The following is a 26,014-nucleotide window of genomic DNA, read 5'->3' as shown; positions in this document are numbered from 1 at the left end:
GGGTCAGGCTCCTTCCGGCGTCATCCAGCGCCGCACGACGGTGAGCGATTCTTCCGGGTGGCGTTCCACCAGGTCCTGCATGCGGGTGATGGAGGAGGCGCGCATCTGGCCCTCCACCATGCCGAGGCTGACCATGGCCTCGCTGCCTTCGAGCACCGGCGTTTCGCCCGCCGCGCCCGGCAGCGCCCCGGCGGCCGCGGCGGCGCCGGGCAGGGCGGCCGCGCCGGCTGCGGCCCCCGCCAACGCCGGGGGTGGCGCGAGCGACGCGACGATCCGCCCCACCGCCGGGCGCCCGACCAGCAGGACCGCGACCAGAGCGACCAGGGCGAAGATCGCGCTTTCCACCAGCCGCGCGATGGTCGTGCTGCTGAATGACAGGTCGAACAGCCCCGGCCCCTCGGCGCCACCGGCGGGCGGTTCGGCGAAGCGCATGGACACGACCTCGACGCGATCGCCCCGCCGCTCGTCGAAGCCGACCGCGCTGCGCACCAGCGTCGCGATGCGGGCGATCTCCTCCGGCGTGCGTTCGCGGAAGGTGGGCGTGCCGCCTCCCTGCGGTTCCCACACCCCGTCCACCAGCACGGCGACCGACTGGCGCCGCACCACCGGGTGTTCGCGCAGGGTGTTGCGCGTGGTGCGGCCGATCTCGAAGTTGGTCGTCTCCTCCTGCCGGCTTTCCTGGGAACCGGCGCCGCCGCCGGCGGGATCGGCGCCGGGGACGTTGTTCTGCACCGTGGTCGGCTGGGGTTCGGCGCCGCGGCTGTTCTCCTGCACGCTCTGCTGGCTGCGGGGGACCTGGTTGTCAGGGTCGAAGCGTTCCTCGGTGGTCTGCACGCGGTCGAAATCCATCTCGACCGTCGCCTCGGCGCGCACGCGCCCGGCGCCGAGGCTGCGTTCCAGCATCTCCTCCACCGCGCGCGCGATGCGCAGTTCCTGGGCGCGGCGCACTTCCTCCTGCGAGGTCGCCATGCCCGGCCCGGCCAGCGCCTGCCCGCCGCGCGCGAGCAGCGCGCCCCGGCTGTCGACGATCGAGACGTTCTGCGGCCGCAGCCCCGGCACCGCGGTCGCGACCAGGTGCAGCACCGCCTGCACGCCCTCCCGGTCCAGCCTTTGCGCGCCCGCCATGGTCAGCACGACGGAGGCCTGCGCCTCCCCGCGGTCGCGGGAGAAGGCCTCGCGCCGCGGCAGCACCAGGTGGACCCGCGCCGCGCGCACGCCCGCAAGTCCGGCGATCGAACGCGCCAGCTCGCCTTCCAGCGCGCGCAGCCGGTTCACGTCCTGCTGGAAGGGCGTGGTGGTCAGGCTCTCGCCGCGGTCGAAGATCTCGTAGCCGACCGACCCGCCGCGCGGCAGGCCCTCGCGCGCCAGGGTCAGACGCAGGCGGGGGACCTCGCCTTCCGGGGCCAGGATGCGCGTGCCGCCGGCCTCGATCCGATGGGGCACCCGCGCGCGTTCCAGCGCCGCGACGACCTGCCCCGCATCACGCGGGTCGAGATCCGCATAGAGCAGCGCCATGGATGGCTGCCCCGCCCGCAGCACGAACCAGCCGAGCAGCCCGAGCACCGCGATCGCAGCGCCCCCCAGCGCCGCCAGCCTGACCGTCCCGAGCGCGCGCAGTTGCGCGAGAACCGCGTTCATCGCCCCCCTGCCTGCCCCATCCGATCCATGCCCAGGCGGCCCCCTGCCGCCGCCGGCAGTCTTTGCCGCGCCGCGGTTGCGGCGCCGTTAACGCGCGCGGCGGGGAATCAATTGCCGGGCAGCAGGCGGCGCAGGCTGTCGAAGCCGACGTTCATCCCCCCCATCGACAGCGTCATCTCGTTGTTCACCCGCTCGGCGCCCGTGATGGTGCCGGCCACCGTGAAGGTGATCGGCGCCTCCTCCCCATTCGCGCCGCGGCCGGTGACCTGCACGCGATAGGCGCCGTCCGCCAGCGTGCGGCCCAAGCTGTCCTTCCCGTTCCAGGTCCAGCTCGTCGCCCCGGTGCCGAGCGTGACCGTCTCCGACCGGACCGTCCGGCCGGTGCCGTCCAGGACCCGAACCTGCGCGGTGCGGGCCGTGCCGGCGGCGGGCAGGCGCAGCTCGGCCTGGCCGTTCTGCAGGGCGAGGCGGTCGCTCTCGACCTCAGCGCGCTGGCCGATCAGCGGGGCGGCGGCGGTCACCTGGCTCGCCTGCTGCATCGAGATCAGCCGCTCGAGGTTCTGGTTCATCGCGATCTGCTGCTCGACCGAGGCGAACTGCACGAGCTGGTTCGTCATCTGGTTGGTGTCGAGCGGGTCGGTCGGGCTCTGGTTCTGCAGCTGCGTCGTAAGCAGGGTGAGGAAGGTGTTGAAGTCCCCGGTCAGCCGCCGGTTGGCGGTGGCGGCATTGGCCGCGGTGGCGGTGGACGCGGTGACGGTTCCGGACATGGGGCCTCCTGGTTCGGTCAGACGGCGAGGTCGAGCAGGGAAAGGACGGCGCGGCGCGGTTCGGCGGCCGGGGCGGGGATGTCGGCGGCGCGGCGCGGGCCGGGGCGGGCGTCGCGCCGGTCCTGCCAGGCCTGCTCCCCACCGCCGCCATCGCTGGCGAGGCCGAGCGACACCGAGCGCCCCTCCGTGGCGACGCCGGCCTGGGACAGGGCGCGGTCGAGCTCGCGCTGGTCGCGTTGCAGCAACGCGAGCGTCTCGGGCCGTTCGGCGAGGATCTGCACCTGGGCGGTGTCGCCGCTGCGCTCGACGCTGATCTCGACGCGGCCGAGCTCGGCCGGTTCGAGCGTGACGGCGAGCCGCGCCGTGCCGCCGCCGATGGCGACCGCGACGATCACCGGGGCGATCTGGCGGGCGGGCGGCGCGGTGGGTGCGACGGACCGCGCGGGGGGCGGCTGTGCCGCATCGACGGCAGCCTTGGCCGGTGCGGCGAGCGGGGTGTCGGCGATCGGCGCGCTTGCGGGATCGGTCGCGGCCCTGGCTGGCACCGGGGATGGCGGCGCGGGCCGCTCATGGGCCGCCGTCGGTTCGAGCGCGGGCGGGAGATGCGGCATGGTGGTGGTCGCCTCGGGCTGCGCGGCGGCTGCGGGCGGCGGGCCGTCTTGGGTGAGCGACGCCGGCATGGGCGGCGTCCGGCGCGGCGCGACCGGGCGTGCGGCGGCCTCGCCGGCCGTGGGCGGCGGCGTGGCATCGGTGGCTTCGACCGGCGGCGCGGCCTGCCCGGCCTGCTTCGGCCGAGCTTGCGGCGGCGCTGCGGCGGCAATCTCGCCACCTTGCCTGCCATCGCGCGGCACCGGCGGCTGCGCGGCGGGAACCGCGTCCGGCGGCGCGGCGGGGGCGGCCGGCGGGGGTGGCGGCACTGCCACCATCGCCTCCGGCGACGGCGGAGCCATCGTCGTCGCCGCCTCCTCCTCGCCAGCCTTGGGCGCGACCTCGCAGGGCGATGGGCCATCATCGGTGTGGCCCGGCGCTGGCTGTCGATCGCCCTCGGGCATGCCGGGCGCCGGGATCGCTGCAGCGTTCGCGGCGGTCGGATCGACATCGGTAATCGAGGGCGTTTGTGCGGCGGCCGGCGGCAGGCCTGGGGCAGGGGGCGTCGTAGCATGGCCAACCGGAATGGGCGCGACCTCGGTCGTGTCGGCCTCCGGCGTCGCCGGCCGCGTCTCTCCCCCGGACAGCGCGGCACGCGCCAGCACCGCCGCGAAGGCGTCTCCTGCGCCGGCCGGCATCTTGCCCGGCGGCGGTGCGGATGCGGCGGCCGTCGGGGCAGCGATCACGTCCATGGCGGGCAGTGCCTCCTCTCCGGCCCCTCGCGAGGCCGCGCAGATCCGGCTGCAACCGCCGCGCCACCGTCGTGCCAGCCGGGCGCGGCACGCCCTGCCGGGCCGGGCGGAATCTCCTGCCGGGCGGCGGCAGCCCTCGCCGTGCAGGACGCCGTGCAGCCCTGGCACGCCCGTTGCGCTGTCCCCGCCGAACCCCTCTCCGGAGACGCCGATGTCCCTCTTCGGTTCCATGACGACGGCCATCAGCGGGCTGACCGCCCAGGCGCGCGCGCTCGGCCACATCTCGGACAATGTCGCGAACAGCCAGACCGCCGGCTTCAAGCGCACCGACACGAACTTCGTGTCCTACCTGACCGACAGCACGCTCAGCGTGCACCGGCCAGGGTCGGTCGTCGCGCGGCCCGACTACACCAACACCATCGCCGGCCCGATCGAGCAGAGCGAGAACCCGCTTTCGCTCGCCATCGCCGGGCAGGGCTTCTTCTCGGTGGCCCTGCCGACCGGATCGACCAACGGCCAGCTCACCTTCGACGAGCGGCAGTTCTTCACCCGCGCCGGCGACTTCCAGCTCGACCGCAACGGCTATCTGGTGAACGGCTCGGGCTACTTCCTGCAGGGATGGTCGGTGGATTCCGCCGGCAATCCCGACCGCACCCAGATCAATCCGATCCGCGTCAGCGACCTGGTGTTCAACCCGATCGCCACGGGCAACCTCGAGCTCTCGGCGAACCTGCCGGCCAACGGCACCGCGGCGGTGACGACGCCGCTCAACGTCTATGACAGCCTCGGCGCCCTGCAGCCGATGACCCTGAACTGGACGCCGGCCGGGGCGAACACCTGGACGCTCAACATCTCGGCGCCAGGGGCGGGCGGCTCGCTCGGCACCATCGACGTGCAGTTCGGCGCTGCCGCGACGCCCGCCGTCGCCTCGGGCACGCTCGGCGGCTTCGCGAACGCGACCGGCACGCTGGCCGGATCCCCCGCCGTGGCGAACGACCCGGCGACCGTCACCTTCACCGCCGATTTCGGCCAGGGGCCGCAGACCGTCACGCTCAACCTCGGCGCCTTCGGCCAGGCGCGCGGCCTCACGCAGTACGACGGGGACGAATTCGCGCTGCGCAACCTCACGCAGGACGGGGTGCCGCTCGGCTCCTATTCCTCGCTCGCGGTGCGGGACAACGGCGACGTCGCGATCAACTACGACAACGGCCAGTCCCGCGTGATCGCGCGCGTGCCCATCACCACCTTCAACGCGCCGGACATGCTCCAGCGCCTCGACGGCCAGGCCTTCATGCGCACGGTCGAGAGCGGGGAGGCGCGCACCACCGATGCCGGATCCAACGGCGCCGGCAGCCTCTCGGTCAGTTCCGTCGAACGATCCAACGTCGACATCGCCGCCGAGTTCTCGAAGCTGATCGTCGCCCAGCGCGCCTACACCGCGAACACGCGGATCGTCACCGCCTCGGACGAGATGCTGCAGGACACCATCAACATGCGCCGCTGAGCGCGCCGCCTGACGGAGCCCCGCCATGAGCCTCGAGGCCGCGCTGATCACCGCGCGTTCCGGCCTGCTCTATACCCAGCGCGCCCTTGCCGCCGCGGCGAACGACGTCGCCAATGCCGACACCGCCGGCCACACCAAGAAGACCGTCGCCGCCCGCGCGGTGCAGGTGGACGGGCAGGGGATCGGCGTCCGCAGCCTCGCCCCCACCCGCGACGTCGACGAGGCTTTGGTCACCGAGCTCGACAGCCGTCGCGCCGCCGCCGCAGGGGCCGAGGTGCGCGCCCGGCTGCTCGAGATCATCGCCGCCGCCCATGGCGGCACGGAGACCGGGGACGGCCTCGGCGACCTGACCGCCGCACTGCGCACGGGCTTCGAGGATCTGCGCGCCAACCCATCCGAGGCCGGGCGCCAATCCGCCGTGGTGCTGGAGGCGAGCGCGCTCGCGACCCGGCTGAACGGGATCTCGGCGGCGATCGGCGATGCGCGCCAGCAGGCGCAGGACGGGATCGTCACCGAGGTCGCGCGCATCAACGATGCGCTCAGGACCATCGCGACGCTGACGCGGCAGATCCGCGACCAGGTCGCGCTGACCGGCAACGCCGCCGCCCTCGAGGACCAGCGCGACCAGGCCATCGCGACGCTGTCCGAGAGCCTCGAGGTCAAGGCGCTGAAGCGGGAGGATGGCGGCCTCGTCCTCGTCGCGCGCAACGGGCTGGTGCTGCCGCTGGACGAGAAGGCCGACGCCTTCAGCACGGCGGATGCGATCCTCGGCCCCACCGCCTATCACGGGGCGGGCGGGACGATCCCGGGCATCATGCTCGGCGGGCACGACGTGACGGCGGCGCTGGCCGGCGGGCGGCTCGCGGAGTTCGTCGCGCTGCGCGACCAGACCCTGCCGCGCTACCAGGCCGAGGCTGACCTCGCCGCCGCGCATCTCGCCGCGCGCTTCGACGCGGTGGGGCTGACGCTCTTCACCGATGCGACCGGTACCGTGCCGGATACGACGCAGCCCTATGCCGGCAGCGCCATGGTCGGCTTCGCCGGGACCATCCGCGTCAACGCGGCGGTGGCGGGCACGCCGGCCCTGCTGCGGGACGGCACCCACGTCGTGGCGGGCAGCCCGACCGGACCGACGGCCTTCACGCCGAACCCGGCGGGCGGGCCGGCGTCCTTCACCACCTTGCTCGACCGCGTGCTGGACCGGACCTTCGGGGCGGAGGCGCAGGCCGGCGTCGCCTGGGGCGCGATCCCAACCGGCGGCCTCGGGCCGGACGGGACGCTGTCCTCGCCCTTCGGCGCCCCGGCGACGCTCGAAGGCTACACCGGGCTGCTGACCGCCTCGCAGACGGCGGACGCGGCCACGGCGCGGTCGGCCGCCGCTTCGGCCAACGGGATCGTGGACGGGCTCGCGGCACGCTTCCAGCAGCGCTCGGGCGTGAACGTGGATGCGGAGATGTCGGCGATGGTCACGCTGCAGAACGCCTATGCCGCCAATGCCCGGGTGATGAGCACGGTGCAGGCGATGTGGGATTCCCTGCTCGGCGCGGTGCGCTGACCATGGTGGGGGTGGGGCTGATCGGGCGGCTCGATGTCGGGGCGGCCGCGCTGCGCCAGCGGCTCGAGGTGCTGACGCGCCAGGTCTCGGACGGCCGCAAGGGGCCGGGCTATGCCGACATCGCGCCGGAAGGCCGCCGCGCCGTCGATCTGCGCGCCGAGATCGGCCGGCGCGAGGCCTGGCAGGGCACCATCAGCCGTGCCCTGTCGCAGACGAGCGTGACGCAGAAGGCGCTCGGCCGCATGGAAGCGATCGCGACGCAGTTCTACCAGGAGGCCATCCGCCTGGACGGCACGAGCACGGAGCGCATCTCGGCCGTCGCCGCCTCGGCCCGCGCGGCCATGGCGGAATTCGCCACGCTGCTGAACGAGAAATACGCCGGCGAGTACGTCTTCGGCGGCACCGACACCGCGAATCCGCCCATCCCCGACCCCCAGGCCGTCGCGACCGGCGGCATGGCCAGCGCCATCGCCGCGGCGGTCGCGGGCCTCGGCGGCGGCAACGCGGCGGCGGTCGCCGCGGCGACGCTGGCGGCGGCGAGCTCCGACGCGGCGGGGACGACGCCCTTCTCGGCCTTCCTCTCCGATCCCGCCCAGGGATTGACCGAAGCGCGCCGCGCCGTGCCGGCGGCCGAGGGGGAGCGCGTCGCCTACGGCATCCTCGCGAACCGCAACGCCGCGGCGTCGAGCGACGGCGAGACGACCGGGTCCTGGTCACGCGACGTCCTGCGCGGGCTGGCCACGCTGGCGGCCATCGACCCGTCCCAGGCCGCGCTCGGCGCCGACTTCACCGACCTGATGGCGACGGTGCGGGACGGGCTGCGCAGCGCGATCGACGCGCTGGGGGAGGAGCGGGGGGCGCTCGGCGCCACCGAGCAGCGGCTGGAGGCGAACGCGGCGCGCCATGCCGATGTGACGGTCGCGCTCAGGACGCAGCTCGCCGGGATCGAGGAGGTCGACATGGCCGCGACGATCAGCCGCCTGCAGGCGACGCAGACGCAGCTCGAAGCCTCCTACCGGGCGATCTCGCTCGTCTCGGGGCTGACGCTGACGCGCTTCCTGGCCTGATCGTGACCGCCGGATTCAGCGTCCCTTAACGCCGCTCGCGGCATTCTCGTCCACGACACCGCAAGACGCGGCGCGCAACCCGGCTCCTGCCTCGGTCAAGACCGCGGGGGCCATCGGATCCAGGGGAAGACCCCGATGTCGCTCAATTCCGTCAACACCAACATCGGCGCCATGGTGGCGCTGCAGTCCCTCAATCGCACGAATGAGGCGCTGAACGTCACCCAGAAGCGCATCTCGACCGGCCTGCGCGTCAACGACGCGAAGGACGACGGCGCGGCCTTCGCCGTCGCGCAGTCGGTGCGCGCCGACGTCGCGGGCCTGACCGCCGCGAACGAGCAGCTGGGCGGCGTGAAGGGCATCCTCGACACCGCGCTCTCGGGCCTGAACAAGGTGTCCGAGACCATGGTGAAGGTGCGCGAGACTCTGGTGCGCCTCGCCGACGACACGCTGAACACGGACCAGCGCGCGCAGTACGAGGCGCAGTACACGGCGCTGCGCACGCAGATCCAGAACTTCGTCACCGATGCGACCTACAACGGCCGCACGCTGCTCTCGACCACGGCGCCGGCCGGCGGCGACATCGCCACGACGCGCAACGAGAGCGGCACCACCTACACGCTGACGGCGGTGGATGGCGCGGGCACCCTGGTGATTGCGGCGGCGCCGACCACCGCGGCCGCCGCGCAGACCGCCCTGGGCTCGGGGGGTGACTTCGAGACGGTGCAGTCCGCCATCAGCGACGCGCTGAACACCTTCGGCAGCGACAGCCGCTACATCGACAACCAGATGACCTACAACAAGGACAAGGCGGACGCGCTGGAAGCGGGCCTCGGCGCGCTGATCGACGCGGACCTCGCGAAGGAGTCGGCGCGGCTGCAATCGCTGCAGATCCGCCAGCAGCTTGGCACCCAGGCGCTGTCGATCGCGAACCAGGCGCCGCAGACCCTGCTCAGCCTCTTCCGCTGATCTCCCGGTCGCGGCGTCGGTTGGCATACCGGCGCCGCACCGCCCTCATCCCGCCGGGAGGACAGGATGTCCACGCTCGTGCTCGAACTCCGACAAGGCGACCTGATGGTCGTCAACGGCGCGCCGATCCGCTTCCGCAACCGCACGCGGATCGAGCTGACCGCCAAGGCGCGCTTCCTCTTCGGCAAGCAGCTCATGACGCCGGAGGCGGCGAACACGCCCTCCCGCCGCATCTATTTCGCGTTGCAGACCGCCTATATCGGCGACGAGGATGAACGCGAGGCGGGCCTGACCGCCGCGCGCCGCCTGATCGGCGACTTCCAGGCGGCGACCACCTCCACCCTCGCGCGCGACCTGCTCGACCGCGCGCTCGCCGCCGCCGAGGCGGACGAATGCTACTCCGCGCTGAAGCTCGTCCGCCGCGTCATGCGGCATGAGGATGTGGTGATGGGCGTGCTGCCCGCCGGCGCCGCGCGGGATGAGGACGAAGCATGACCCTCGCCGATATCGCCCGCGCCTATGGCGCGACACGCGCCGCGCTCGATCCCCGCGAACAGGAAGCGGATGTGTTCCGCCGCGTGACGGGCGGGCTGCGTGCGGCGTCCGCGCAGGAAGGCGCGGCCCGTATCCGTGCCATGGCCGACAATCGCCGTCTCTGGCTGGCGGTGGAAACCGCGCTGGCCGATCCCGCGAACCGGCTGCCGCCGCCCGTGCGCGCCGGACTGATCTCGCTCGGCCGCGCCGTGCAGCGGGAGATGGACGGGACGGATCCCGATCTGTCCTTTCTCATCGAAGTGAACGACCAGGTCGCGGCGGGACTGGCCGGCGGCGGCTGAACGCGCTGGTCAGTCGCGCGGGGCTGGCGCCTCGGGCGCCTCGGGCGCCGGCGGGGGCTCGGCAGCGGGCGCTGGCGCCTGGCGGTCGCGGATGCCGACCGGCACCGGCGCATCCGACACCACGGCGGCGCGATAGGCTGCGATCTGCCGCGGCGTCGGGATGGTGTTCGCGACATCCCCGCCGGCATCGCGGAATTCGATCACCACCATGCCGAGCGGCGCGTCGAGCCGCAGCCGCGGATTGGGCGTGGCCGGCGCCACCGCGGCCACCGGCCTGTCGGAGGCCGCCCCGGCAGCCATCGCCCGCACGGCGCGGCGCGGTTCGGCGACAGGACGGATCGGCAATGCGAGGTCGGCATTCATGGCGAAGGCTCCTGTGCCAACCTGCGGGACGTAGGTGAAGAAAGGATTGACTTCACAGGCCTTTGACCGTGGTGCGCGTCCAGGCGTATCGGATGCCATCCCGTGACCGAGAAGACCTTCAGCCCCCGCACCGAGGACTACATCCGCACCGCGCTGCTCGCGCTGATGGGTGGGGCGCTGCTGCATGCGCTGCACGTGCCGCTCGGCTGGATGATCGGGGCGATGCTCGCTTCGGCCTATCTCGGCTGGCGCGGCGTGGCGGCGGTGCCGGGGCTCTTGCGCCCGGCGGGGCTCGTGGTGCTGGGGCTGGGGCTCGGCCAGACATTCACTGCGCCGGTCATGGCGGCGGTGGCGGCCTCGCTGCCCGCGATCCTGGTCGGTGGGGTGGCTTCCATCGCCGCCGGCATCGCGGTGATCCCGCTCTATCGGCGCCTGGCCGGGACCGACCTGCGGACCGCCTACTACGCGGCGATCCCGGGCGGGATCCTGACCATGGCGGTGCTGGCACAGCGGGCCGGGGCCAATGTCGGGGCGGCGACGCTGTCCCAGACATTGCGCATGGCGACCGTGGTGCTGACCTTCCCGCCGCTCATCGCGCTCTTCGCCCATGGCGCGCGGGACGATGCCTTCGCCTCCGTCCTGCCGCCGGTCGCCTGGGGCGGCCTGGTGCTGCTGCTCGCCGGCGGCATTGCGATCGCGCTGCTCGGCGCGAAGGCGGGGCTCGCCAACGCGGCGATGCTCGCGCCCTGTCTGCTCAGCATGGCGCTGTCGGGGCTCGGATGGCTGCCGTCGTCCATCCCGCGTTGGATGGTCGACCTCGCGCAGGTCGCGATGGGGGCAAGCCTCGGGCTGCGGTTGACGCCGCAAGCGCTCGGCGGCGGGCCGCGGCGGCAGGCGTTGGCGGGGCTGGTCTCGGCACTGGCCGTGTCGCTGCTGCTGGTCATGCTTGGTCTGCTGATCGGCTGGGCCGCCGGGTTGCCGCCGGTTGCCGTCGTGCTCGGCATGGCACCGGGCGGCATGCCGGAGATGGCGGTCACGGCAAAGGCGCTCGACCTCGCCGTGCCGCTGGTGCTCGGCTTCCACCTGATCCGCACCATCATGTGCAACCTGCTGGTCGGGCCGCTCTGGCGCGGCGGTATCGCGCTCGGGCTGTGGCGCTGATGCCGCGCCGCTAGATCCCGCCGGACATCCGCAGCGGATAGGCGGCGAGGCTCCGCTCGACCAGCGGCGGCAGCGTATCGCGCAGGGCCAGCGCGGCCGCGCTGTCCTTCGCCACGCAGGCCGTCTCGAGCGCCTCCGCCGCCTGGCGCAGCGCTGCCGCGCCGAAGGTGCCGGCGGCCGATTTCAGCCCATGCGCCTCTTCTTCGATGGCGCCGAGATCAGCGGTCGCTGCCAGGCGCGCGAGGCGCGCGCGCGTCTCCTCGGCGAAGACGCCGATCAGCCGCGGCAGTCGCCCGGGACCGACCGCGCTGCGCAACTCGTCCAGCGTCGCGAGGTCGAGCAGCGCCGGCGCGGTGTGCGGTTCGTCCGCCGGTCCCACGGCGCGCGGCCGGCGCGGTCGGGCATCGAGCGCTTCCTCCACCGCGCCGAGCAGCGTCGCGCGGTCCGTCGGCTTGGCGAGGTGCCCGTCCATCCCGGCGCCGATGCAGCGTTCCCGGTCCCCCGCCATCGCCGAGGCGGTCATCGCGATGATCGGAACCCGGCCCGCCGCGCCGGGCAGGGCGCGGATCGCCGCCGTCGCGGCGAAGCCGTCCATGCGCGGCATGCGCACATCCATCAGCACCAGGTCGTAGGCGGCGGTGCGCGCCATGCCGAGCGCCTCCTCCCCATCCCGCGCCAGGTCCACCGCATAGCCGGCCTTGCGCAGGATCGCCGCGGCGACGAGCTGGTTCGCCTCGCCATCCTCGGCGAGGAGGATGCGCCCGCGCGCGGCCGTCGCCGCCCCGCGCGTCGCCGCGGCCGGCCGCGGCAGCAGCGTCGAGGGCGGCCGGCCGGATTCCGCGACCGCCGGCAGCGCGATCTCGAAGGCGAAGACCGAGCCCTTGCCGGGCGTCGAGGTCAGCGTGATCCGCCCGCCCATCAGTCCCACCAACTGCCGGCAGATCATCAGGCCCAGCCCCGATCCGCCGAAGCGCCGCGCGGTGTCCGCGGCGCCCTGGGCGAAGCGGCGGAACAATCGGCGCTGCACCTCGGGCGGGATGCCGATGCCGGTGTCGGCGACGACGAAGCGCACGCGCCCTTCGGCATCCGCGCGTTCCACCCGCAACCCGACGCCGCCGGAGGGCGTGAACTTCACCGCATTGTCCGCGAGGTTCAGCAGCACCTGGCGCAGTCGCTGCGGATCGCCCACCAGTCGCGCGGGCAGCAGCGGGTCGATGCTGGCCGACAGCCGGATGCCCTTCTCCGCCGCGGCAGGACCGAGCAGGTCGAGCACCTCGGTCACCGGGCGGGCCAGGTCGAAGGGGATTGCCTCGAGCGCGAGGCGCCCGGCCTCGATGCGCGACAGGTCGAGCATCTCGTTGACCGTGTGCAGCAGCGTCTCCCCGCAGCGGCGCGCGGTTTCGGCATAGGCGCGCTGCTCGGCGTCGAGCGTGGTGTCCAGCAACAGGGAGACGGTGCCCATGACGCCGTTCATCGGCGTGCGGATCTCGTGCGACATGAAGGCGAGGAAGTCGCTCTTCTCGGCGCTCGCCCGTTCCGCCGCGCGACGGGCGCGTTGCGTCGCCTGCGCGAGCCGCACGCGCGCCGTCACGTCGTGCTGGATGCCGAAGAAGTATTCCAGTTCGCCATTGGCCCCGAAGACGGGGGAGATGTGCAGTTCGTTCACGAAGCGCGTGCCGTCGCGCCGGTAGTTGACGATCTCGACATCGGCGGGACGGCGCTCGGCCATGGCGCGGCGGATCGCGTGCACCGATGCCGGGTCCGTCGCCGGCCCCTGCAGGAAGCGGCAGTTGCGCCCGATCACCTCGGCCGGGCCGTAGCCCGTGATGCGGTGGAAGGCCGGGTTGGCGTAGACGATCGGGCAGTCCGCCCGGTTCGGGTCGGACACTACGATGCCTGTCGGCGCGGCCGCGACGGCGGCCGCGAGCGCATCGCGGAACGGCGCCGGGGCGGACGCCTCCGCGCTACTCGTCGTAGGCGACGAGGGCTTCGAACGGGACATCGAGCCGGTTCCTTCCGCCGAGGAAGGTGAGCTCGATGAGCGCGGCCGCACACGGCACCTCGGCCCCCGACTGGCGCAGCAGGTTGATGCCCGCCGCCATCGTCCCGCCCGTCGCGAGCAGGTCGTCGAGGAGCACGACCCTCTGGCCCTTCTGCACGGCGTCCGCCTGCATCTCGATGCGGTCGGTGCCGTATTCCAGCGCGTAGTTCAGCCCGATGGTCAGGCCCGGCAGCTTGCGCGGCTTGCGCAGCATGATGAAGCCGAGGCCGAGTTCGAGCGCGAGCGGCGCCGCGACCAGGAAGCCGCGGCTCTCGATGCCGGCCAGCAGGTCCGGCTTGTGCGGGCGGATCATGTCCGCCAGCCGCGCCATGGCTTCGCGCCAGGCCGGTCCGTGCCGGAGCAGCGTCGAGATGTCGTAGAAGAGGATGCCGGGCTTGGGGAAATCCGGGATGCCGCGGATATGGGCCTTGAGGTCGATGGTGTCGGTGGTCACGTTCGTCGCTGCCGGTCTTCTTTGAGGAGGGATGCGTCCGCGTCGTCCGGGGATGGCCGCGCGGTGGGCCGGCAGTTGGCTAGCCTTCCGGCTGCAAGAATAGAAGATTGACATCGTCGCTGTCCATGTTTGCTGACAGTCTTGGCGGGAGGCGCCGAACGGGGCAGATGGGGGGCATGTCGCGCTCCTCGATCGCCATCCTCGCCGGGCTTGCCGGATTCCTCGCCTATGTCGCGCTCGTGCTGCTGCTGTCCGACCTGGTGCACGAGCTGCACTGGACGCTGGAACTCGTCTTCTACGCAGTGGCGGGCGTGGCGTGGGTGTGGCCCGCGAAGCGGCTGATCGTCTGGGCGATGCGCTGAACACGCACGCACGACCGCACAATCCCGCCACGTCAGGATTGTCGGCTTCGTCAGGACGTTAACGTCCCGTTTACGTCCATCCCGTCAGGTGACGCCTCGTCCCAGCGGGAGAGACCATCATGACGGGAAAAGTTAAAGAAATGGTTTCGGCGCTGTTCGTCGCCGTCGCCATCCTCGCCGCCGATTCAGTGCGGGCGGAGGAAAGCCGCTTCTCCGGCTTCCACCTCGGCGCCTTCGCCGGCGTCGCGCTGATCGATTCCACCGTCGAGTTCCCGGCGACAGCCACGCATCCGTCGGCGAAGTTCGTCGACCAGGGCGGCGACGGGCCGATCTTCGGCATCCGCGGCGGCTGGGGCGTGATGATCGGCGAACAGACCTATGCCGGCGTCGAGAGCGAGTTCCTGGTCCCCTACAACGTCACCAGCCGCCTGATGGCGCTCGGCGTCGAGTACCGCGCCCGGCTGAGGAACGAGTTCGGCCTCTATGGCCGCATCGGCATCACGCCCGACCGCGCGAGCCTGCTCTACCTCCGCGCCGGCCTGACCATCCCGCGCCAGAACTTCGAGGTGGTGCAGGGCGGCAACGCGCCCGGCGCGGATTGGACGCTCGTGCCCGCGATCGGCCTCGGCGCGGAGGGCTTCGTCTCCCGCAACCTCGCGCTACGCCTCGACGCCACCTATTCGGTGCCGAGCGGGGCGAACAAGATGGAATCCTGGCGCGTCACGGCCGGCGTGGTCTGGCATTTCTCGACCGGCGGACGCTAGGCGGAGCCGTCCACCAGCCGGTAGCCCGCGTTGCGCACCGTGCGGATCGGCCCGAAGTCGCGATCGATCCCGAGCTTCCGGCGCAAGCCGAGCACCAGATTGTCGACGCTGCGATCCTCGTAGGACCAGGCGCGTTCCAGCACCTCCTGCGAGATCCTCTCCCGTGTCACCGTCCGTCCCCGCGCCATGGCGAGCAGGGCGAGGGTGGCGGCCTCGGCCCGCGTCAGCGGCACGCGCGTTCCGTCGGCGCGCCGCGCGGCGCGCTCCGCCAGATCGAGGACCAGACCATGACCGAGCGCTGCCGGTTCAGCCGGTCCCGGTGATGGCGCCGGTCCGGCGGCGGCGCCGACGCGCCGCAACGCGCCGCGGAGCCGTGCGACAATCAGCCGCGCCGGCATCCGCACCGTCGCCACGACATCGGCGCCGAGTTCGAGCGCGACGATCTCCTCGACCGGGTCCGTCCGCACGCCGGTCAGGACGATCACCAGGGCGGGGTGTCGCGTGCGCAGGCCGCGCAGCCGGTCGGGCAGGGCGACGCCAAGCAGGCTGGCCGGAAGCAGCACCGCAACCGGCGACCCCGGTCCGGCAAGCGCCGAATCGTCGAACCCCGGCTGCGTCCGCACGAGGAAACCGGCCGGCACCAGGACGCGAACGAGGGCGCGCTGGCCCGGTGCATCCTGACTACCAGCCAGGAGCACGATCGGTCGCGTCGCCGGGTCGCCGCCGGGTATCATCCGCGCCGAGCGTCGCGCGGCATGTCTCAGGATGCGGTTAACCGACGTCGCGGGGACGGCGATACGATCAGCGTAAGGGGAATGTCCGCGGCGCGACCGGAACTGGTCGGAGTGAGAGGATTCGAACCTCCGGCCCCTGCGTCCCGAACACAGTGCTCTACCAGGCTGAGCTACACTCCGTCGCCGGGTCGCGCCGCGGAGGCGGCCATATAGCGGCAGACCCGAGGGCCCGCAAGCCGGGGTCCCAATTTGGCGGCGCCGGTGCCATTGCAGAATGGAAATGGCGGGATCACCTTCTCCTTGCGTCAACTGGCGCGCGAAACACAGCGGGAGGGATGGCATGCGGACTGGATTGTGGTTGGCTGGCCTCGGTCTGGCGGTGCTCGGCATCGGCGGCGCGGCGGCGCAGCAGGATCTCAGCGCGGAGCGTCGCGCCCTGATGCGCCAGCAGGTCCAGGCGATGCGCGCCCTGGCGCCGATCGTCCAGGGCAATGGCGAGGTGCGTTCCGCCCTGCAGCCGGCCGAGGCGGTGCTCGCGACGGCGCAGCGCAAGCTCGCGCTCTTCCCGCCCGGCAGCGACAGGGACGATGATCGCGCCCGTCCCGAGATCTGGACCGACCGCGCCGCCTTCGACGCCTTCGGCACCTCGCTGATCCAGGGCGCGACCGCGATGATCGCGGCGGCGAATGCCGGCGACCGCGCGGCGCTGACCGCGGCGTTCCAGGCCACCTCCAATACCTGCAACGCCTGTCACGATCGCTTCCGCCTGCCGCAGCGGCAGTGACGGCGCGGCGTCAGAAGAGCGACAGCCGCCAGAGATAGAGGCCGAGCGCCAGCGACGCGGCGAGGAGCAGGGCGCCCAGCGCCCGATTCCCGCTGCGCGGTGGCGTGGTGCCGGCCGGCATCGCGCTCCGGCCGGTGATCATGGCGCCGACGAGGCGCCGCCCGAATGCGACTCGGTAGATCGCGATCGCCGCGACATGCAGGCCGACCGCGATCAGCAGCAGGTCGAACAGGCGCTGGTGCCAGGCGCTCGCCACTTGGCTCGCATCGTAGCCGATCCAATCGGCGAAGGCGCCGCGGTAGAGCTCCGCATCGTCCGAGAAGAGCCCGATCGTGCCCTGCAGCAGCAGCAGGCCGAGCAGCAGCATCACCATCCATCCGCCGGCGGGGTTGTGCCCGGCATGCGCTTCGGCCTCCGCACCCTCGCGCAGGGAGGCGAAATGCCGGATCGCCGCACGCGGCCCGGCGAGGAATTGCGCAAAGCGCGCCGACTCCGATCCGACGACCCCCCAGGCCAGCCGGAACACCACCAGGCCGAGCAGCAGGCCGCCGGATAGCATGTGCCACTCGATCCAGCGGAGCTTCGCGGTCACATAGGAGACGATCACGAGCAGTACGGTCGACCAGTGGAACAGCCTCACCCAGCCATCCCAGACCTTCACCGACACCGTGCCGTCCGCCATCCGCCGCCTCCGCGCCGGGCGACAGCGTGCCATGGGGCGTGGCGGGGCGCGACGACGCCGGTGAGCTCCTGATGGGTCTCGACGTCGTGCCGCCGCTGCTGCGGGGAATGGCGATGGCCACGGCGGTGGCCTTCGCGGTCGCCGGCATCGCCAGGCTGGCGAAGTGGGACCGTCTCGCCACGGCCGCGGCAGGCCTGGGGCTGATGGCGGGGTTCGTGTCGGTGCTCGGCGTGGTCAACGCGACACCGCGCCAACTGGCCGAGCGGCTGCCGCTGCTCGCCGCGATCGGCCTCGTGGCGGGCGGGCTGGCGAGCCTGCGCCACCGGGCCTTCGGCATCGTCGGCGTCGCGCTGGGCCTGATGGGCGGCGCCTGGTGGATGGCGGGCGCGCCGCTGCATCCGGCGACGGCCCTGCGGGCAGCGCCGGTGGCCCTGGCATTGCTGGCGGCCATGGGCTTCGTCTGGTGGCGGGGCGTGGGGATGCCGTCCATGGGCATGGCGTGGGCAGCGCTCGCCGCCGGCCTGTTCGCTGCGGCAGCACGGGGACCGCAGGTGGCCTTCGCTCTCGCCGGGGTCGGCGCGGTGCTTGGTGCGGCGGTGGTGCGGTCGGGGTTCGGCCCGGCGTCGCGGCTTCCGCTCGCGGTCTGCCTCGCCGGCGTGGCGGCGGTGCCCGTGATCGCGCGCGCCGCCCATGCCGACATCGCCGCGGCGACCGCGCCGGCGCTGGCGCTGCTGGCCGGGCCAGTCCTGGGTGGACGGATGCCGCGCCGGATTGCCTGGCTCGGCGCGGCCCTCGCGGCACTGCCCGCGATCGGGCTGGCCTGGCTGCTCCGCTAGGCGGCCGGCGGGGTCCAGGCCGCGCCCTCGGCCTCGAGCCCGTCGAGATAGGGGTCGAGGGAGAGCACGAAGCGCACCAGCGCTGCGACCAATGTGGTCGCATTCGCCGGGCCGCGCAGCGGGGCCGAGGCCTCAACGCGGATCCGATGGTCCGGTGTCAGCCCCGCCCGCCACCCGGCGGGCAACCGCCCCGGCAGTCGCGCGACGGCATCGAAGGCCTGGCGACGGTTCGCCCCGGCATCCGCGGTGGACGGGATGCGCGCGGCATCCGCGGCAATGCGCACCCCATCCGGCCCGAGGCGCGCCGTGCACCGCCGCCCACGCCAGGCGAAGTCGAGCGCCGGCGCCGCATCGGCCGCACGGGGCAGCAGCGTGCCGTCCGGCGTGACGGCGAAGGGCCCGAGGGGAATGGTCTCCATGGCGGCCTGAACTTGCCGCGGAAGGGTGAAGACACCATAACCGCGCCCATCATGGCCCTCGGACACAGCCTTCGCCTCGTGCTTGCCCCGCCGCATCCGGCTGGGCGGCCCTTCCTGATCGGCGGGGCCGTCGCGGCGCTGCTCGGCCTCGCGCTGCTCGGCCACTGGCTGTTCTGGCTGGGGGTCCTGTTCGTCGGCTTCTGCCTCTACTTCTTCCGCGACCCGGAACGCTTCCCGCCGCCGCGTGCCGGGCTCGTGATCGCGCCGGCCGACGGCAAGGTCGTCAGCATCGTGCAGGTGCCGGCGCCCGAGGAACTCGGCCTGGGTGACGCGCCGCGCTGGCGCGTGGCGATCTTCCTCTCCGTGCTCGACGTGCATGTGAACCGCATGCCGGCGGACGGCACGGTGATGCGCGTCTCCTACCGCCACGGGCAGTTCCTCAGCGCCAACCTCGACAAGGCGAGCACCGAGAACGAACGCAACGCGATCGCCCTCGCGCTGCCCGATGGGCGAGACCTCGCGGTGGTGCAGATCGCGGGTCTGGTCGCGCGGCGCATCCTGTCCGACGCCAAGGTCGGGGATGTGGTGCATGCCGGCGAGCGCTTCGGTATCATCCGCTTCGGCAGTCGCACCGATGTGTACTTGCCGCCCGGAGTGCAGCCCTTGGTGAGCCTCGGCCAGACCATGATCGGCGGCGAGACCGTCCTCGCCGACCTCGGCGCCACATGAGCGGCAACGGCGCCGACGGACGCGTGCGGCGGCTGCGCGGCCGCTTCCGCCCGCGCACCCGCCCGCGCTTCGAGGGACAATCCTTCAACCGGCTGATCCCGAACATCATGACGATGCTCGGGCTGTGCTGCGGCCTGGTCTCGATCCGGTTCGCCTATGAAGGCCGCTTCGAGCAGGCGGCGGTGCTGATCCTCGTTGCCGGCGTGATCGACGGGCTGGACGGGCGGCTCGCGCGGCTGCTCAAGGCAACGTCCCGCTTCGGGGCCGAATTCGACAGCCTGTCGGATTTCCTCTGCTTCGGCGTGGCGCCGGCCTTCATCCTGTTCTTCTGGTCGATGCAGGACTACCGCGCGCTGGGCTTCGCGCCCTGCCTGATCTTCGCGGTGTGCATGTCGCTGCGGCTCGCGCGGTTCAATGCGGCGCTCGATGTCGGGCCCACGGTGAAGCCGGCCTACACCTACAATTTCTTCACCGGCGTGCCGGCGCCGGCGGGGGCGGGCTGCGTGCTGTTCCCGCTGTTCCTCGGCCTGTGGTTCCAGCAGGCGGGCTGGGAGATCCTGGCCGCCGCGGCGCGCCACCCGGTCTTCGTCGGGCTGGTGCTGGTGACCGTCGCGACGCTCTGCATCAGCACCCTGCCGACCTGGTCCTTCAAGAACTTCAAGGTGCCGAGCAGATTCGTGCTGCCGCTGCTGCTGGGCTCGGGCCTGTTCGTCGCGCTGCTGCTGGCCGAGCCCTGGGCGGCGCTCGCCATGGCCGGGATCATCTATCTCGGCATGCTGCCCTTCTCCGTGCGCTCCTACCTGCGCCTCAAGCGCGAGGCCGAAAGCCTCCGCGAACCTGTCGTGATCACCGAGGGTCCACGGTCCGGCACCGCGTGACGGTCATCACATGGTCGTGAGAATGATGCTTGGCGCAAGCGTCGCGCCGGCGCATCGTTCCGGTTGCGAGCGCCTCGCGGTGGCGTTTCCGCGCACCGAGGAGCGCCCATGCCGAGTGTCCGTCGCGCCGTCCTGGCGGCCGTCCTGTCCCTCCTGATCCTGCCAGCCGTCGCGCAGACCGACCCGGTCGCCCGTGGCCGCTACCTGGTCGAAGGCATCGCCGGCTGCGGCAACTGCCATACGCCGAAGGGGCCGCAGGGCGACCTGCCCGGGATGAACCTCGCCGGCGGCACGGTCTTCGACGAACAGCCGTTCCGCGCCATCGCGTCCAACATCACGTCCGATCCCGAAACCGGCATCGGCCGCTGGACCGACGCGCAGATCGCGCGCGCGATCCGCGAGGGCATCCGCCCCGACGGCCGCATCATCGGCCCGCCCATGCCGATCGAGCTGTACCGCGGCATCTCGGATGCCGACCTGGCCGCGATGGCTGCCTATCTCCGCACCGTGCCGGCGGTGCGCAACGCCGTGCCGGCGAGCGAGTATCGCATCCCGCTGCCGCCCAACTACGGCCCGCCGGTCGCGACCGTGCCGCGGCCGGCGGACGACCCCGTCTCGCGCGGGCGCTACCTGGCCGGGCCGATCGGGCATTGCATCGACTGCCACACGCCCATGACCCAGGACGGCCATCGCGACTGGTCGCGCACGGGGCAGGGTGGGCAGCCCTTCACCGGGCCCTGGGGCACCTCGGTCGCGCGCAACATCACGCCGGACCGGGAGCGCGGGCTCGGGGGCTGGACCGATGCACAGATTGTCCGCGCGGTCACCGCCGGCGTCGCAGCGGATGGGCGGCAGCTCTTCCCGCCGATGGGATACGGCTACTATGCCCGGGTGGACGCCCGCGACCTCGCCGACATCGTCGCCTATCTGCGGTCGCTGCCCGTGCAGCCGTGACGCTGCGCGGCGAACTGCGGCTGCGGGTAAATGGGCAGGAGGTCCGCATCACCGGCGGGCCCTTCGACGCCATGCCGCCGGGTGCGCGGGGGCTCTGCCTCGAGGCGAGGGCTGCGCGTGCGGTGGAGGCCGAATGGCGGCTGGACGTGCCTGATTTCGGCGTGCCGGACCCCAGCGCGCTGCGCGCGGTGCTGCAGGCGATGCTGGCGGCGATGCAGGCGCGGCCGCAGGACGCCTTCCATGTCGGCTGCCGGGCCGGGCTTGGGCGGACGGGCATGGCGCTCGCGTGCCTGGCCCAGATGGCCGGGGCGAGCGAGGGCGATCCGGTGGCGTGGCTGCGGGCGCGGTATGTCGCGGAGGCGATAGAGACGCCGGAACAGGAAGCCCTGGTGCGGGAGTTCGGCGCCGGAGGGGCTTTGCCCCTCCGGACCACCGCACCAGAGGCCGAAGGGCCTCTGGACGCCGATACGTAGGGGTTTCCAAAGGCCCTTAGGCCTTTGGCGGGGAGAGGTCTGGAGAGGGGCCGCGCCCCTCTCCGGTCCCGCCCCTACTTCCGGCGCGCGCCCACGATCACGCCGTCATTCTCGAGCGCCGCGATCTCCTCCTCGGAGAATCCGCGTGCGAGCAGCACCTCCCGCCCATGCTGGTTGAAGCGCGGCGGCTGGCTGCGCGCGCCGCCCGGCGTGCGCGACAGCTTGATCGGCGTGTTCAGCGCACGGAAATCGCCGATCTCGGCGACCATGTTGCGGAACGCGGTGTGCTCGGCGGCCATCGCCTCATCCACGTGAAGCACCGGCCCGGCCGGCAGACCGGCGGCGAGCATCCGGCGCGTCAGCTCATGCCCGTCCTCGTTCGCGAAGCGGGCGTTCAGCACCTCGGTCAGCGCGTCGCGGTTGATCACGCGCTGGCCGTTGGTGGCGAAGCGCTCGTCCTTCGCCAGGTCCGGAATGCCGAGGAATTCGCAGAACTTGCGGAAGGCCGGGTCGTTGCCGGCGGCGACGAAGATCTCGCAGGTCTTCGTCGTGAACTTGGAATAGGGCGCGAGGTTCGGGTGCGGGTTGCCCGTCGCCTTCGGCCGCTTGCCCGAGAGGAAGAAGTTCGCGGCATGCGGATGCAGCAGCGCCATGCCGCAATCATGCAGCGTCATGTCGCAATACTGGCCGCGGCCCGACTTCTCGCGCTCATGCAGCGCCATCAGGATCGCGATGGTGCTGAACAGCCCCGTCGCGATGTCGACGATCGGGTTGCCGAGGCGCGTCGGGCCGGAGGTCTCGGTGCCGTTGATCGACATCAGCCCGACCATCGCCTGCAGCACGGCGTCGTAGCCGGGGAAGCCGCCGAGCGGGCCCTCGCCGCCGAAGCCGGAGACGCGGCAATGGATCAGGCGCGGGAACGTCTTGGACAGCACGGCCTCGTAGCCGAGGCCCCACTTCTCCATCGAGCCGGGCTTGAAGTTCTCGACCAGCACGTCTGCACCTTCGAGCAGGCGCAGCAGCACCTCCTTACCCGCGGGTTTGGACAGGTCGAGACCGACCGACCGCTTGTTGCGGTTCACGCCGACGAAATAGGAGGCATCGCCATCCGCGTTGAAGGGCGGGCCCCAGTCGCGCACCTCGTCGCCCTGCGGCGGCTCGAGCTTGATGACCTCGGCGCCGTGGTCGGAGAGCACCATGGTGCAGTAGGGCCCGCCGAGCACGCGCGTCAGGTCCACCACGCGCAGGCCCGCGAGCGCGCCGGGCGAGAGCCTCGCCTGGGCGGGGATTGTCGCGGTGTCGTCCATTGGATGCCACTCCCGTAAAGCGGGCCGGAAGATGCGTCAGCGGGGCGCGTTTGTCGAACCATGCCGATGCGGCCCGCCGCTGATGCGGCGAAGCCAAGCCGTGCGGATGCGCGACGCCCGGCGGTTGAGGGGCCCGAAGGCGGAACCTTCGGGCAGGCGAAGCGTCACACCCCCAGCAGGATGGAGGCGCAGAGCGCCGCGACAAGGGCGCTGCCGATGGCGCCGGCCAGCAGGGGGCCGGGGGTCCCGGTCTGCAATGAATCCGGCTCGCCTGGCGGATGCGACAGGCTCAGCAGCGCGCCCGGGCGCGCCGGGCGCTTCGCCGGCGGCAGCCGGATCCGCGAGACCTGCACGTCGCCCGCATCGTCGCGCCAGGCGATCTCCGTCAGGCCGGCCGCATCATCCGGGGCAGGAACGGCGCGGATCACGGCCTCCACCACCACCCAGTCCCGGCGGCTCCGCCACATGGCGAAGCAGGCGATGCCGACCAGCAATGCCGCCGGCAACAGGAACCACAGGATCAGGGCCGTCAGCGTGGGATCGGCCAGCGGCCCGGTCATGCGGCGCGGGTGCGACCCCAGACGCGCTTGCAGAACTCGGGATAGGTCTCGGCCATCTCGTCGCAGACCCGCCCGCGCAGCAGCGCGAGTTCGGCCTCGGTCGGGTCAGGCGTCGCGGGGATGTCGGCTTCCGCGTCGAAGTCGAAGCCGGTCGCCGCGCGCACGCTGTCGACCGTGTCGCCCGGATGCAGCGATTCCAGGGAGAATCGCGCGCGGTCCGGATGGAAGCGGAAGACGCATTTCCCCGTGACCAGAGCCTGCGCCGTGCCGCGGCGGAAGACGCCGGGCGGCGAGACACCGGGGGCGGAGATGTTGTCCACCTTCTCCACCAGGACGCGGGGCGAGTGCTCCTCCCGGAACAGGATCGTCCGCGGCGTCATGAAGTACATGAAGGCGCTGCCGAAGGACCCGGGGAAGCGCACGCCGGTGCCAGGCCAGTCCCCGGTGCCGACCAGGTTCAGGTTCGCCTGCCCGTCGATCTGCCCGCCGCCGAGGAAGAACAGGTCGATCCGCCCCTGGCCGGTGAGGTCGAACAGTTCGCGCGTGCCCTCGGTGAAGGGATTGCCGCTGCGTTTGTGCAGCAGGGACAGCCGCACGGGGTGGCCCATCAGCCGCACCAGCCAGCAGGCCGCGGCCGGGATGGGGGATGCCGCGCCGACCGCGATGTGCCGTGCCGGCGGCGCGGCGGGATCGAGGATCAGGCGGGCCAGCGTGGCGGCCAGGCGCTCTTCCAGGGCGATGCTCATTCCGCGGCGACCTTCCGCGCGCCGGCGAAGACCTCGCGGTCGAGCCAAGCGCGGAAGCCTTCCTCGGTCTTCGCCGCGCGGGCGTAGTCGGAGACATAGGCCTGGTCGAAGCCGTATTCGTCGAGCAGCGCGGCCGGCCGCGCGCCGCGTTCCGCGATCGCGGTGGCGCTGACGTAGGTCGCGCTGATGGCGCCGGAGGCGAGGCGCTCATCCTCGAGGAAATTGCCCTCGACCACACGCTCGACGGTCACGAGCGCGGCCTTCGATGCGTGCGCGATGGTCGCGCATTCGCGCCGGCGGCCGAGCCAGACATTGCCCTCGCTGTCCGCCATCACGGCGTGGAACAGGGCGAAGTCCGGCTGCTTCGCGGGCAGCAGCACGATCGGGTCGGAGCCATCCTCGGCGAAGGGGTTGGGCACCACCTTCCAGTCCGGCCGGTTCGCGAGGATGTCGGACCCGATGATCCCGCGCAGCGGCATGAAGGGCACGCCCTTCTCGGACGCCTGCAGCATGGTGTGGATGGCCGGGCAGGTGGCGTCACGCACCTTGATCCGCCCTTCCTTCAGGGCCACCGAGAAGCGCGGCGCGAAGCCCGCCTCGCCGAGGGAGACCGCGCTGGTCTCGACCTCCGCCACGCAGCCGGCGCCGATGAGGATGTCCGTCGCGAATCCCGACACCGGCACGCCGAGCAGGCGCAGGTTCCGCGCGCCCTTGCGGATGAGCGCCTTGGCGAGTGCCACCGACGGCAGCGAATTGTCGGGCGGCATCGCCACCAGCGCCCCGTCGGGCACCATGGCGGCAAGCGCGTCCACGGATGGCAGCATCATCGGCAATTCCTCCAGCGCCGGTTCTACGCCGGCCCCGCCGGGCCCGCCAGGGCGGAGGGGGGCGATGACCGGAACGATGGGCCGCGCCATGATGCGGCAAAAGGGATGCCGGTCCTGCCCATGACGCCTGCCACCATCGAAGGTCCTCGCCTGATCCTGCGCCCCTGGCGGGAGGAGGATCTCGATCCTCTCTTCGCCATCAACGGCGATCCGGACAGCATGCGGCACTTCGCCGCGGTCATGACGCGCGCCGAGAGCGATGCCTGGGCCGCGCGGCTGCAGGCGCATATCGCCGAGCATGGCTGGGGCTTCTGGGTGGTCGAGGAACGCGGCGGCGCCCCCTTCGTCGGCGTCGTCGGGCTGATGACCATTCCCTGGACCGCGCGCTTCACCCCCGCGGTCGAGATCGGCTGGCGGATCGCCCCGGCCTTCCGCCGCCGCGGCTTCGCCGAGGATGCGGCGCGTCTGGCGCTGGGCTTCGGCTTCGGCACCCTGCGGCTGGATGAGGTCGTCGCCTTCACCGTGCCGGCGAACGAGCCGTCCTGGCGGCTGATGCAACGGCTCGGCATGACGGCGGACGGCACCTTCGGGCATCCGCGCCTGCCGGCGGACCACCCGCTGCATGAACATGTGCTCTATCGCCTCGCGGCTCCGCGAGGCTGACGGCGGGCGCGGACCCCTCCACATCTTCGCGCGGCCGCCGCATCATCCCCGCAGCAACAGACAGAGACGTGCCAGGAGGTTCCCGTGTCCCGCATCCCGATGCTCGGCCTTGCCTTCGTTCTCGCGTCCTCGCCGGTGCTGGCAGCGTCCGTGACCACCGCCTGGGCCGATCTGCCATCGAACGACCAGGAGGAATGCCTGTCGATCGGGTCCCGCGCGATCCAGAGCGTCGGCTTCCGGCCAAGCATCTCCCAGGACCGCCAGACCATCTTCGGCTGGCGCGGGGAGGAGGCGCTGACCGTGCGCTGCATCTCGGGCAAGGGCATCGCCGTGGTCTTCGCCTGGGTGACCGACCGCGCGAATGACAGCGGGCGGCTGGTCGAGGCCGTGACCAGCGCGTACCGCAGCGGCGGCGCGGTCGGCGGCGGCAACCTCGGCGCCGGCGGCGGGGGCAACCTCGGTGGCGGGGGCGGGAATTTCGGTGGGGGCGGTGGCAATTTCGGGGGTGGCGGCGGGAATTTCGGCGGCGGGGGCAACCTCGGCGGCGGGCCGGGCGGCGTGGTGAAGCGCTGACCGGCCCGCAGCGCCCCTTGTCCATGGCGCC

30 protein-coding genes and 1 tRNA gene are annotated in these 26,014 nt (G+C 72.5%); 17 read left to right on the top strand and 14 right to left on the bottom strand.

Annotated features, from left to right (window positions below; all coding sequences use genetic code 11):
• Positions 1-3: 3 nt before the first annotated feature.
• The 3 genes from fliF to GWK16_RS11595 all read right to left on the bottom strand — a co-directional run bounded on the left by fliF (position 4) and on the right by GWK16_RS11595 (position 3,745).
• Positions 4-1,638 carry a flagellar basal-body MS-ring/collar protein FliF gene (fliF, locus tag GWK16_RS11605; RefSeq protein WP_170054120.1) on the bottom strand — a complete coding sequence of 545 codons (1,635 nt, stop codon included), beginning with the start codon at positions 1,636-1,638 and terminating at the stop codon, positions 4-6.
• Between the two features lie 107 nt (positions 1,639-1,745).
• Positions 1,746-2,405 (bottom strand): flagellar hook assembly protein FlgD, encoded by a 660-nt coding sequence (locus GWK16_RS11600; protein WP_170054119.1) that lies wholly within the window; start codon positions 2,403-2,405, stop codon positions 1,746-1,748.
• A 17-nt stretch (positions 2,406-2,422) separates the two neighbouring features.
• Complete coding sequence (locus tag GWK16_RS11595) at positions 2,423-3,745, bottom strand: flagellar hook-length control protein FliK (protein ID WP_170054118.1); 1,323 nt, start codon at positions 3,743-3,745, stop codon at positions 2,423-2,425.
• Positions 3,746-3,956: 211 nt separating this feature from the next.
• On the opposite strand from GWK16_RS11595, the gene flgE reads away from it, so the two are divergent.
• The 6 genes from flgE to GWK16_RS11565 all read left to right on the top strand — a co-directional run bounded on the left by flgE (position 3,957) and on the right by GWK16_RS11565 (position 9,673).
• Entirely contained in the window at positions 3,957-5,249 is a 1,293-nt protein-coding gene (gene flgE / locus GWK16_RS11590) for a flagellar hook protein FlgE (RefSeq protein WP_170054117.1), read from the top strand.
• 25 nt (positions 5,250-5,274) lie between these two features.
• Positions 5,275-6,804 carry a flagellar hook-associated protein FlgK gene (locus GWK16_RS11585; protein ID WP_170054116.1) on the top strand — a complete coding sequence of 510 codons (1,530 nt, stop codon included), beginning with the start codon at positions 5,275-5,277 and terminating at the stop codon, positions 6,802-6,804.
• Entirely contained in the window at positions 6,774-7,871 is a 1,098-nt protein-coding gene (locus GWK16_RS25710; protein WP_170054115.1) for a flagellin, read from the top strand. Before GWK16_RS11585 ends, GWK16_RS25710 begins: the two co-directional genes overlap by 31 nt.
• 135 nt (positions 7,872-8,006) lie before the next feature.
• Positions 8,007-8,837, top strand: coding sequence for a flagellin (locus GWK16_RS11575; protein WP_170054114.1), 831 nt, complete (start codon positions 8,007-8,009; stop codon positions 8,835-8,837).
• 66 nt (positions 8,838-8,903) lie between these two features.
• Positions 8,904-9,332 (top strand): flagellar biosynthesis repressor FlbT, encoded by a 429-nt coding sequence (locus GWK16_RS11570; RefSeq protein WP_170054113.1) that lies wholly within the window; start codon positions 8,904-8,906, stop codon positions 9,330-9,332.
• Positions 9,329-9,673, top strand: a complete 345-nt coding sequence (locus GWK16_RS11565; protein WP_170054112.1) for a flagellar biosynthesis regulator FlaF — start codon at positions 9,329-9,331, stop codon at positions 9,671-9,673. The genes GWK16_RS11570 and GWK16_RS11565 overlap by 4 nt, the downstream gene beginning before the upstream one ends.
• Positions 9,674-9,682: 9 nt before the next feature.
• Here the strand turns inward: GWK16_RS11565 and GWK16_RS11560 are convergent, their stop codons facing one another.
• Positions 9,683-10,036 (bottom strand): hypothetical protein, encoded by a 354-nt coding sequence (locus GWK16_RS11560; protein ID WP_170054111.1) that lies wholly within the window; start codon positions 10,034-10,036, stop codon positions 9,683-9,685.
• A 102-nt stretch (positions 10,037-10,138) separates the two neighbouring features.
• Between GWK16_RS11560 and GWK16_RS11555 the strand changes: the two genes are divergently transcribed.
• Positions 10,139-11,197 carry an AbrB family transcriptional regulator gene (locus GWK16_RS11555; RefSeq protein ID WP_170054110.1) on the top strand — a complete coding sequence of 353 codons (1,059 nt, stop codon included), beginning with the start codon at positions 10,139-10,141 and terminating at the stop codon, positions 11,195-11,197.
• A 10-nt stretch (positions 11,198-11,207) separates the two neighbouring features.
• On the opposite strand, the gene GWK16_RS11550 is transcribed toward GWK16_RS11555, so the two are convergent.
• Complete coding sequence (locus tag GWK16_RS11550; RefSeq protein ID WP_170054109.1) at positions 11,208-13,199, bottom strand: ATP-binding protein; 1,992 nt, start codon at positions 13,197-13,199, stop codon at positions 11,208-11,210.
• Positions 13,162-13,677, bottom strand: coding sequence for an adenine phosphoribosyltransferase (locus tag GWK16_RS11545; RefSeq protein WP_170054423.1), 516 nt, complete (start codon positions 13,675-13,677; stop codon positions 13,162-13,164). Before GWK16_RS11545 ends, GWK16_RS11550 begins: the two co-directional genes overlap by 38 nt.
• Positions 13,678-13,868: 191 nt before the next feature.
• On the opposite strand from GWK16_RS11545, the gene GWK16_RS11540 reads away from it, so the two are divergent.
• Entirely contained in the window at positions 13,869-14,054 is a 186-nt protein-coding gene (locus GWK16_RS11540) for a DUF2842 domain-containing protein (protein ID WP_170054108.1), read from the top strand.
• Positions 14,055-14,194: 140 nt separating this feature from the next.
• Positions 14,195-14,818: an outer membrane beta-barrel protein gene (locus GWK16_RS11535; RefSeq protein ID WP_170054107.1), complete on the top strand. Its 624-nt coding sequence runs from the start codon at positions 14,195-14,197 to the stop codon at positions 14,816-14,818.
• Here GWK16_RS11535 and GWK16_RS11530 read toward each other — a convergent pair.
• Both GWK16_RS11530 and GWK16_RS11525 read right to left on the bottom strand, forming a co-directional pair.
• The gene (locus tag GWK16_RS11530) at positions 14,815-15,516 is read right to left on the bottom strand and encodes a winged helix-turn-helix domain-containing protein (RefSeq protein WP_170054106.1); all 702 of its coding nucleotides are present in this window, start codon (positions 15,514-15,516) and stop codon (positions 14,815-14,817) included. The two genes, GWK16_RS11535 and GWK16_RS11530, sit on opposite strands and share 4 nt — an antisense overlap.
• A gap of 139 nt (positions 15,517-15,655) precedes the next feature.
• A tRNA-Pro gene (locus tag GWK16_RS11525) sits at positions 15,656-15,732 on the bottom strand.
• Between the two features lie 178 nt (positions 15,733-15,910).
• Between GWK16_RS11525 and GWK16_RS11520 the strand changes: the two genes are divergently transcribed.
• Positions 15,911-16,336: a c-type cytochrome gene (locus GWK16_RS11520; RefSeq protein WP_170054105.1), complete on the top strand. Its 426-nt coding sequence runs from the start codon at positions 15,911-15,913 to the stop codon at positions 16,334-16,336.
• A gap of 10 nt (positions 16,337-16,346) precedes the next feature.
• On the opposite strand, the gene GWK16_RS11515 is transcribed toward GWK16_RS11520, so the two are convergent.
• Complete coding sequence (locus GWK16_RS11515) at positions 16,347-17,018, bottom strand: cytochrome b/b6 domain-containing protein (RefSeq protein WP_170054104.1); 672 nt, start codon at positions 17,016-17,018, stop codon at positions 16,347-16,349.
• A gap of 71 nt (positions 17,019-17,089) precedes the next feature.
• Between GWK16_RS11515 and GWK16_RS11510 the strand changes: the two genes are divergently transcribed.
• Positions 17,090-17,854, top strand: coding sequence for a hypothetical protein (locus GWK16_RS11510; protein ID WP_170054103.1), 765 nt, complete (start codon positions 17,090-17,092; stop codon positions 17,852-17,854).
• Here the strand turns inward: GWK16_RS11510 and GWK16_RS11505 are convergent.
• A complete protein-coding gene (locus GWK16_RS11505) occupies positions 17,851-18,273 on the bottom strand; it encodes a hypothetical protein (RefSeq protein ID WP_170054102.1) in 423 nt (140 codons plus the stop codon). The genes GWK16_RS11510 and GWK16_RS11505 overlap by 4 nt on opposite strands.
• A gap of 51 nt (positions 18,274-18,324) precedes the next feature.
• Here GWK16_RS11505 and GWK16_RS11500 point away from each other — a divergent pair, with 51 nt between their 5' ends.
• The 4 genes from GWK16_RS11500 (at position 18,325) to GWK16_RS11485 (ending at position 21,307) form a co-directional block, all read left to right on the top strand.
• Entirely contained in the window at positions 18,325-19,002 is a 678-nt protein-coding gene (locus GWK16_RS11500) for a phosphatidylserine decarboxylase (protein ID WP_170054101.1), read from the top strand.
• Positions 18,999-19,880: a CDP-alcohol phosphatidyltransferase family protein gene (locus tag GWK16_RS11495; protein ID WP_170054100.1), complete on the top strand. Its 882-nt coding sequence runs from the start codon at positions 18,999-19,001 to the stop codon at positions 19,878-19,880. Before GWK16_RS11500 ends, GWK16_RS11495 begins: the two co-directional genes overlap by 4 nt.
• A gap of 108 nt (positions 19,881-19,988) precedes the next feature.
• Positions 19,989-20,834: a c-type cytochrome gene (locus GWK16_RS11490; RefSeq protein WP_170054099.1), complete on the top strand. Its 846-nt coding sequence runs from the start codon at positions 19,989-19,991 to the stop codon at positions 20,832-20,834.
• Positions 20,831-21,307 (top strand): protein-tyrosine phosphatase family protein, encoded by a 477-nt coding sequence (locus GWK16_RS11485; protein WP_170054098.1) that lies wholly within the window; start codon positions 20,831-20,833, stop codon positions 21,305-21,307. Before GWK16_RS11490 ends, GWK16_RS11485 begins: the two co-directional genes overlap by 4 nt.
• 74 nt (positions 21,308-21,381) lie before the next feature.
• On the opposite strand, the gene GWK16_RS11480 is transcribed toward GWK16_RS11485, so the two are convergent.
• The 4 genes from GWK16_RS11480 to GWK16_RS11465 form a co-directional block, all read right to left on the bottom strand.
• Positions 21,382-22,614, bottom strand: coding sequence for a CaiB/BaiF CoA transferase family protein (locus GWK16_RS11480; RefSeq protein WP_170054097.1), 1,233 nt, complete (start codon positions 22,612-22,614; stop codon positions 21,382-21,384).
• A gap of 164 nt (positions 22,615-22,778) precedes the next feature.
• Positions 22,779-23,174, bottom strand: coding sequence for a hypothetical protein (locus GWK16_RS11475; RefSeq protein WP_170054096.1), 396 nt, complete (start codon positions 23,172-23,174; stop codon positions 22,779-22,781).
• The gene (locus GWK16_RS11470; protein WP_170054095.1) at positions 23,171-23,920 is read right to left on the bottom strand and encodes a CoA-transferase; all 750 of its coding nucleotides are present in this window, start codon (positions 23,918-23,920) and stop codon (positions 23,171-23,173) included. Before GWK16_RS11470 ends, GWK16_RS11475 begins: the two co-directional genes overlap by 4 nt.
• Positions 23,917-24,747, bottom strand: coding sequence for a CoA transferase subunit A (locus tag GWK16_RS11465; RefSeq protein ID WP_211187326.1), 831 nt, complete (start codon positions 24,745-24,747; stop codon positions 23,917-23,919). The genes GWK16_RS11470 and GWK16_RS11465 overlap by 4 nt, the downstream gene beginning before the upstream one ends.
• 120 nt (positions 24,748-24,867) lie before the next feature.
• On the opposite strand from GWK16_RS11465, the gene GWK16_RS11460 reads away from it, so the two are divergent.
• Positions 24,868-25,410 (top strand): GNAT family N-acetyltransferase, encoded by a 543-nt coding sequence (locus GWK16_RS11460; RefSeq protein WP_170054094.1) that lies wholly within the window; start codon positions 24,868-24,870, stop codon positions 25,408-25,410.
• A gap of 84 nt (positions 25,411-25,494) precedes the next feature.
• Positions 25,495-25,983 (top strand): hypothetical protein, encoded by a 489-nt coding sequence (locus GWK16_RS11455; RefSeq protein ID WP_170053837.1) that lies wholly within the window; start codon positions 25,495-25,497, stop codon positions 25,981-25,983.
• The last annotated feature ends 31 nt before the right edge of the window (positions 25,984-26,014 follow it).

Origin of the sequence: Neoroseomonas marina (genome assembly GCF_012927745.1) — a bacterium.
Taxonomy (GTDB): domain Bacteria; phylum Pseudomonadota; class Alphaproteobacteria; order Acetobacterales; family Acetobacteraceae; genus Neoroseomonas; species Neoroseomonas marina.
This window is presented reverse-complemented; position numbering and strand designations above follow the sequence as displayed.

What these genes read in the sequence shown, in the direction of transcription:
- fliF (WP_170054120.1), bottom strand. Translation starts at nt 1,638, where the DNA reads ATGAACGCGGTTCTCGCGCAACTGCGCGCGCTCGGGACGGTCAGGCTG.
- GWK16_RS11600 (WP_170054119.1), bottom strand. Translation starts at nt 2,405, where the DNA reads ATGTCCGGAACCGTCACCGCGTCCACCGCCACCGCGGCCAATGCCGCC.
- GWK16_RS11595 (WP_170054118.1), bottom strand. Translation starts at nt 3,745, where the DNA reads ATGGACGTGATCGCTGCCCCGACGGCCGCCGCATCCGCACCGCCGCCG.
- flgE (WP_170054117.1), top strand. Translation starts at nt 3,957, where the DNA reads ATGTCCCTCTTCGGTTCCATGACGACGGCCATCAGCGGGCTGACCGCC.
- GWK16_RS11585 (WP_170054116.1), top strand. Translation starts at nt 5,275, where the DNA reads ATGAGCCTCGAGGCCGCGCTGATCACCGCGCGTTCCGGCCTGCTCTAT.
- GWK16_RS11575 (WP_170054114.1), top strand. Translation starts at nt 8,007, where the DNA reads ATGTCGCTCAATTCCGTCAACACCAACATCGGCGCCATGGTGGCGCTG.
- GWK16_RS11570 (WP_170054113.1), top strand. Translation starts at nt 8,904, where the DNA reads ATGTCCACGCTCGTGCTCGAACTCCGACAAGGCGACCTGATGGTCGTC.
- GWK16_RS11565 (WP_170054112.1), top strand. Translation starts at nt 9,329, where the DNA reads ATGACCCTCGCCGATATCGCCCGCGCCTATGGCGCGACACGCGCCGCG.
- GWK16_RS11560 (WP_170054111.1), bottom strand. Translation starts at nt 10,036, where the DNA reads ATGAATGCCGACCTCGCATTGCCGATCCGTCCTGTCGCCGAACCGCGC.
- GWK16_RS11550 (WP_170054109.1), bottom strand. Translation starts at nt 13,199, where the DNA reads ATGTCCCGTTCGAAGCCCTCGTCGCCTACGACGAGTAGCGCGGAGGCG.
- GWK16_RS11540 (WP_170054108.1), top strand. Translation starts at nt 13,869, where the DNA reads ATGTCGCGCTCCTCGATCGCCATCCTCGCCGGGCTTGCCGGATTCCTC.
- GWK16_RS11535 (WP_170054107.1), top strand. Translation starts at nt 14,195, where the DNA reads ATGGTTTCGGCGCTGTTCGTCGCCGTCGCCATCCTCGCCGCCGATTCA.
- GWK16_RS11515 (WP_170054104.1), bottom strand. Translation starts at nt 17,018, where the DNA reads ATGGCGGACGGCACGGTGTCGGTGAAGGTCTGGGATGGCTGGGTGAGG.
- GWK16_RS11510 (WP_170054103.1), top strand. Translation starts at nt 17,090, where the DNA reads ATGGGTCTCGACGTCGTGCCGCCGCTGCTGCGGGGAATGGCGATGGCC.
- GWK16_RS11505 (WP_170054102.1), bottom strand. Translation starts at nt 18,273, where the DNA reads ATGGAGACCATTCCCCTCGGGCCCTTCGCCGTCACGCCGGACGGCACG.
- GWK16_RS11500 (WP_170054101.1), top strand. Translation starts at nt 18,325, where the DNA reads ATGGCCCTCGGACACAGCCTTCGCCTCGTGCTTGCCCCGCCGCATCCG.
- GWK16_RS11495 (WP_170054100.1), top strand. Translation starts at nt 18,999, where the DNA reads ATGAGCGGCAACGGCGCCGACGGACGCGTGCGGCGGCTGCGCGGCCGC.
- GWK16_RS11490 (WP_170054099.1), top strand. Translation starts at nt 19,989, where the DNA reads ATGCCGAGTGTCCGTCGCGCCGTCCTGGCGGCCGTCCTGTCCCTCCTG.
- GWK16_RS11480 (WP_170054097.1), bottom strand. Translation starts at nt 22,614, where the DNA reads ATGGACGACACCGCGACAATCCCCGCCCAGGCGAGGCTCTCGCCCGGC.
- GWK16_RS11475 (WP_170054096.1), bottom strand. Translation starts at nt 23,174, where the DNA reads ATGACCGGGCCGCTGGCCGATCCCACGCTGACGGCCCTGATCCTGTGG.
- GWK16_RS11470 (WP_170054095.1), bottom strand. Translation starts at nt 23,920, where the DNA reads ATGAGCATCGCCCTGGAAGAGCGCCTGGCCGCCACGCTGGCCCGCCTG.
- GWK16_RS11465 (WP_211187326.1), bottom strand. Translation starts at nt 24,747, where the DNA reads ATGATGCTGCCATCCGTGGACGCGCTTGCCGCCATGGTGCCCGACGGG.
- GWK16_RS11460 (WP_170054094.1), top strand. Translation starts at nt 24,868, where the DNA reads ATGACGCCTGCCACCATCGAAGGTCCTCGCCTGATCCTGCGCCCCTGG.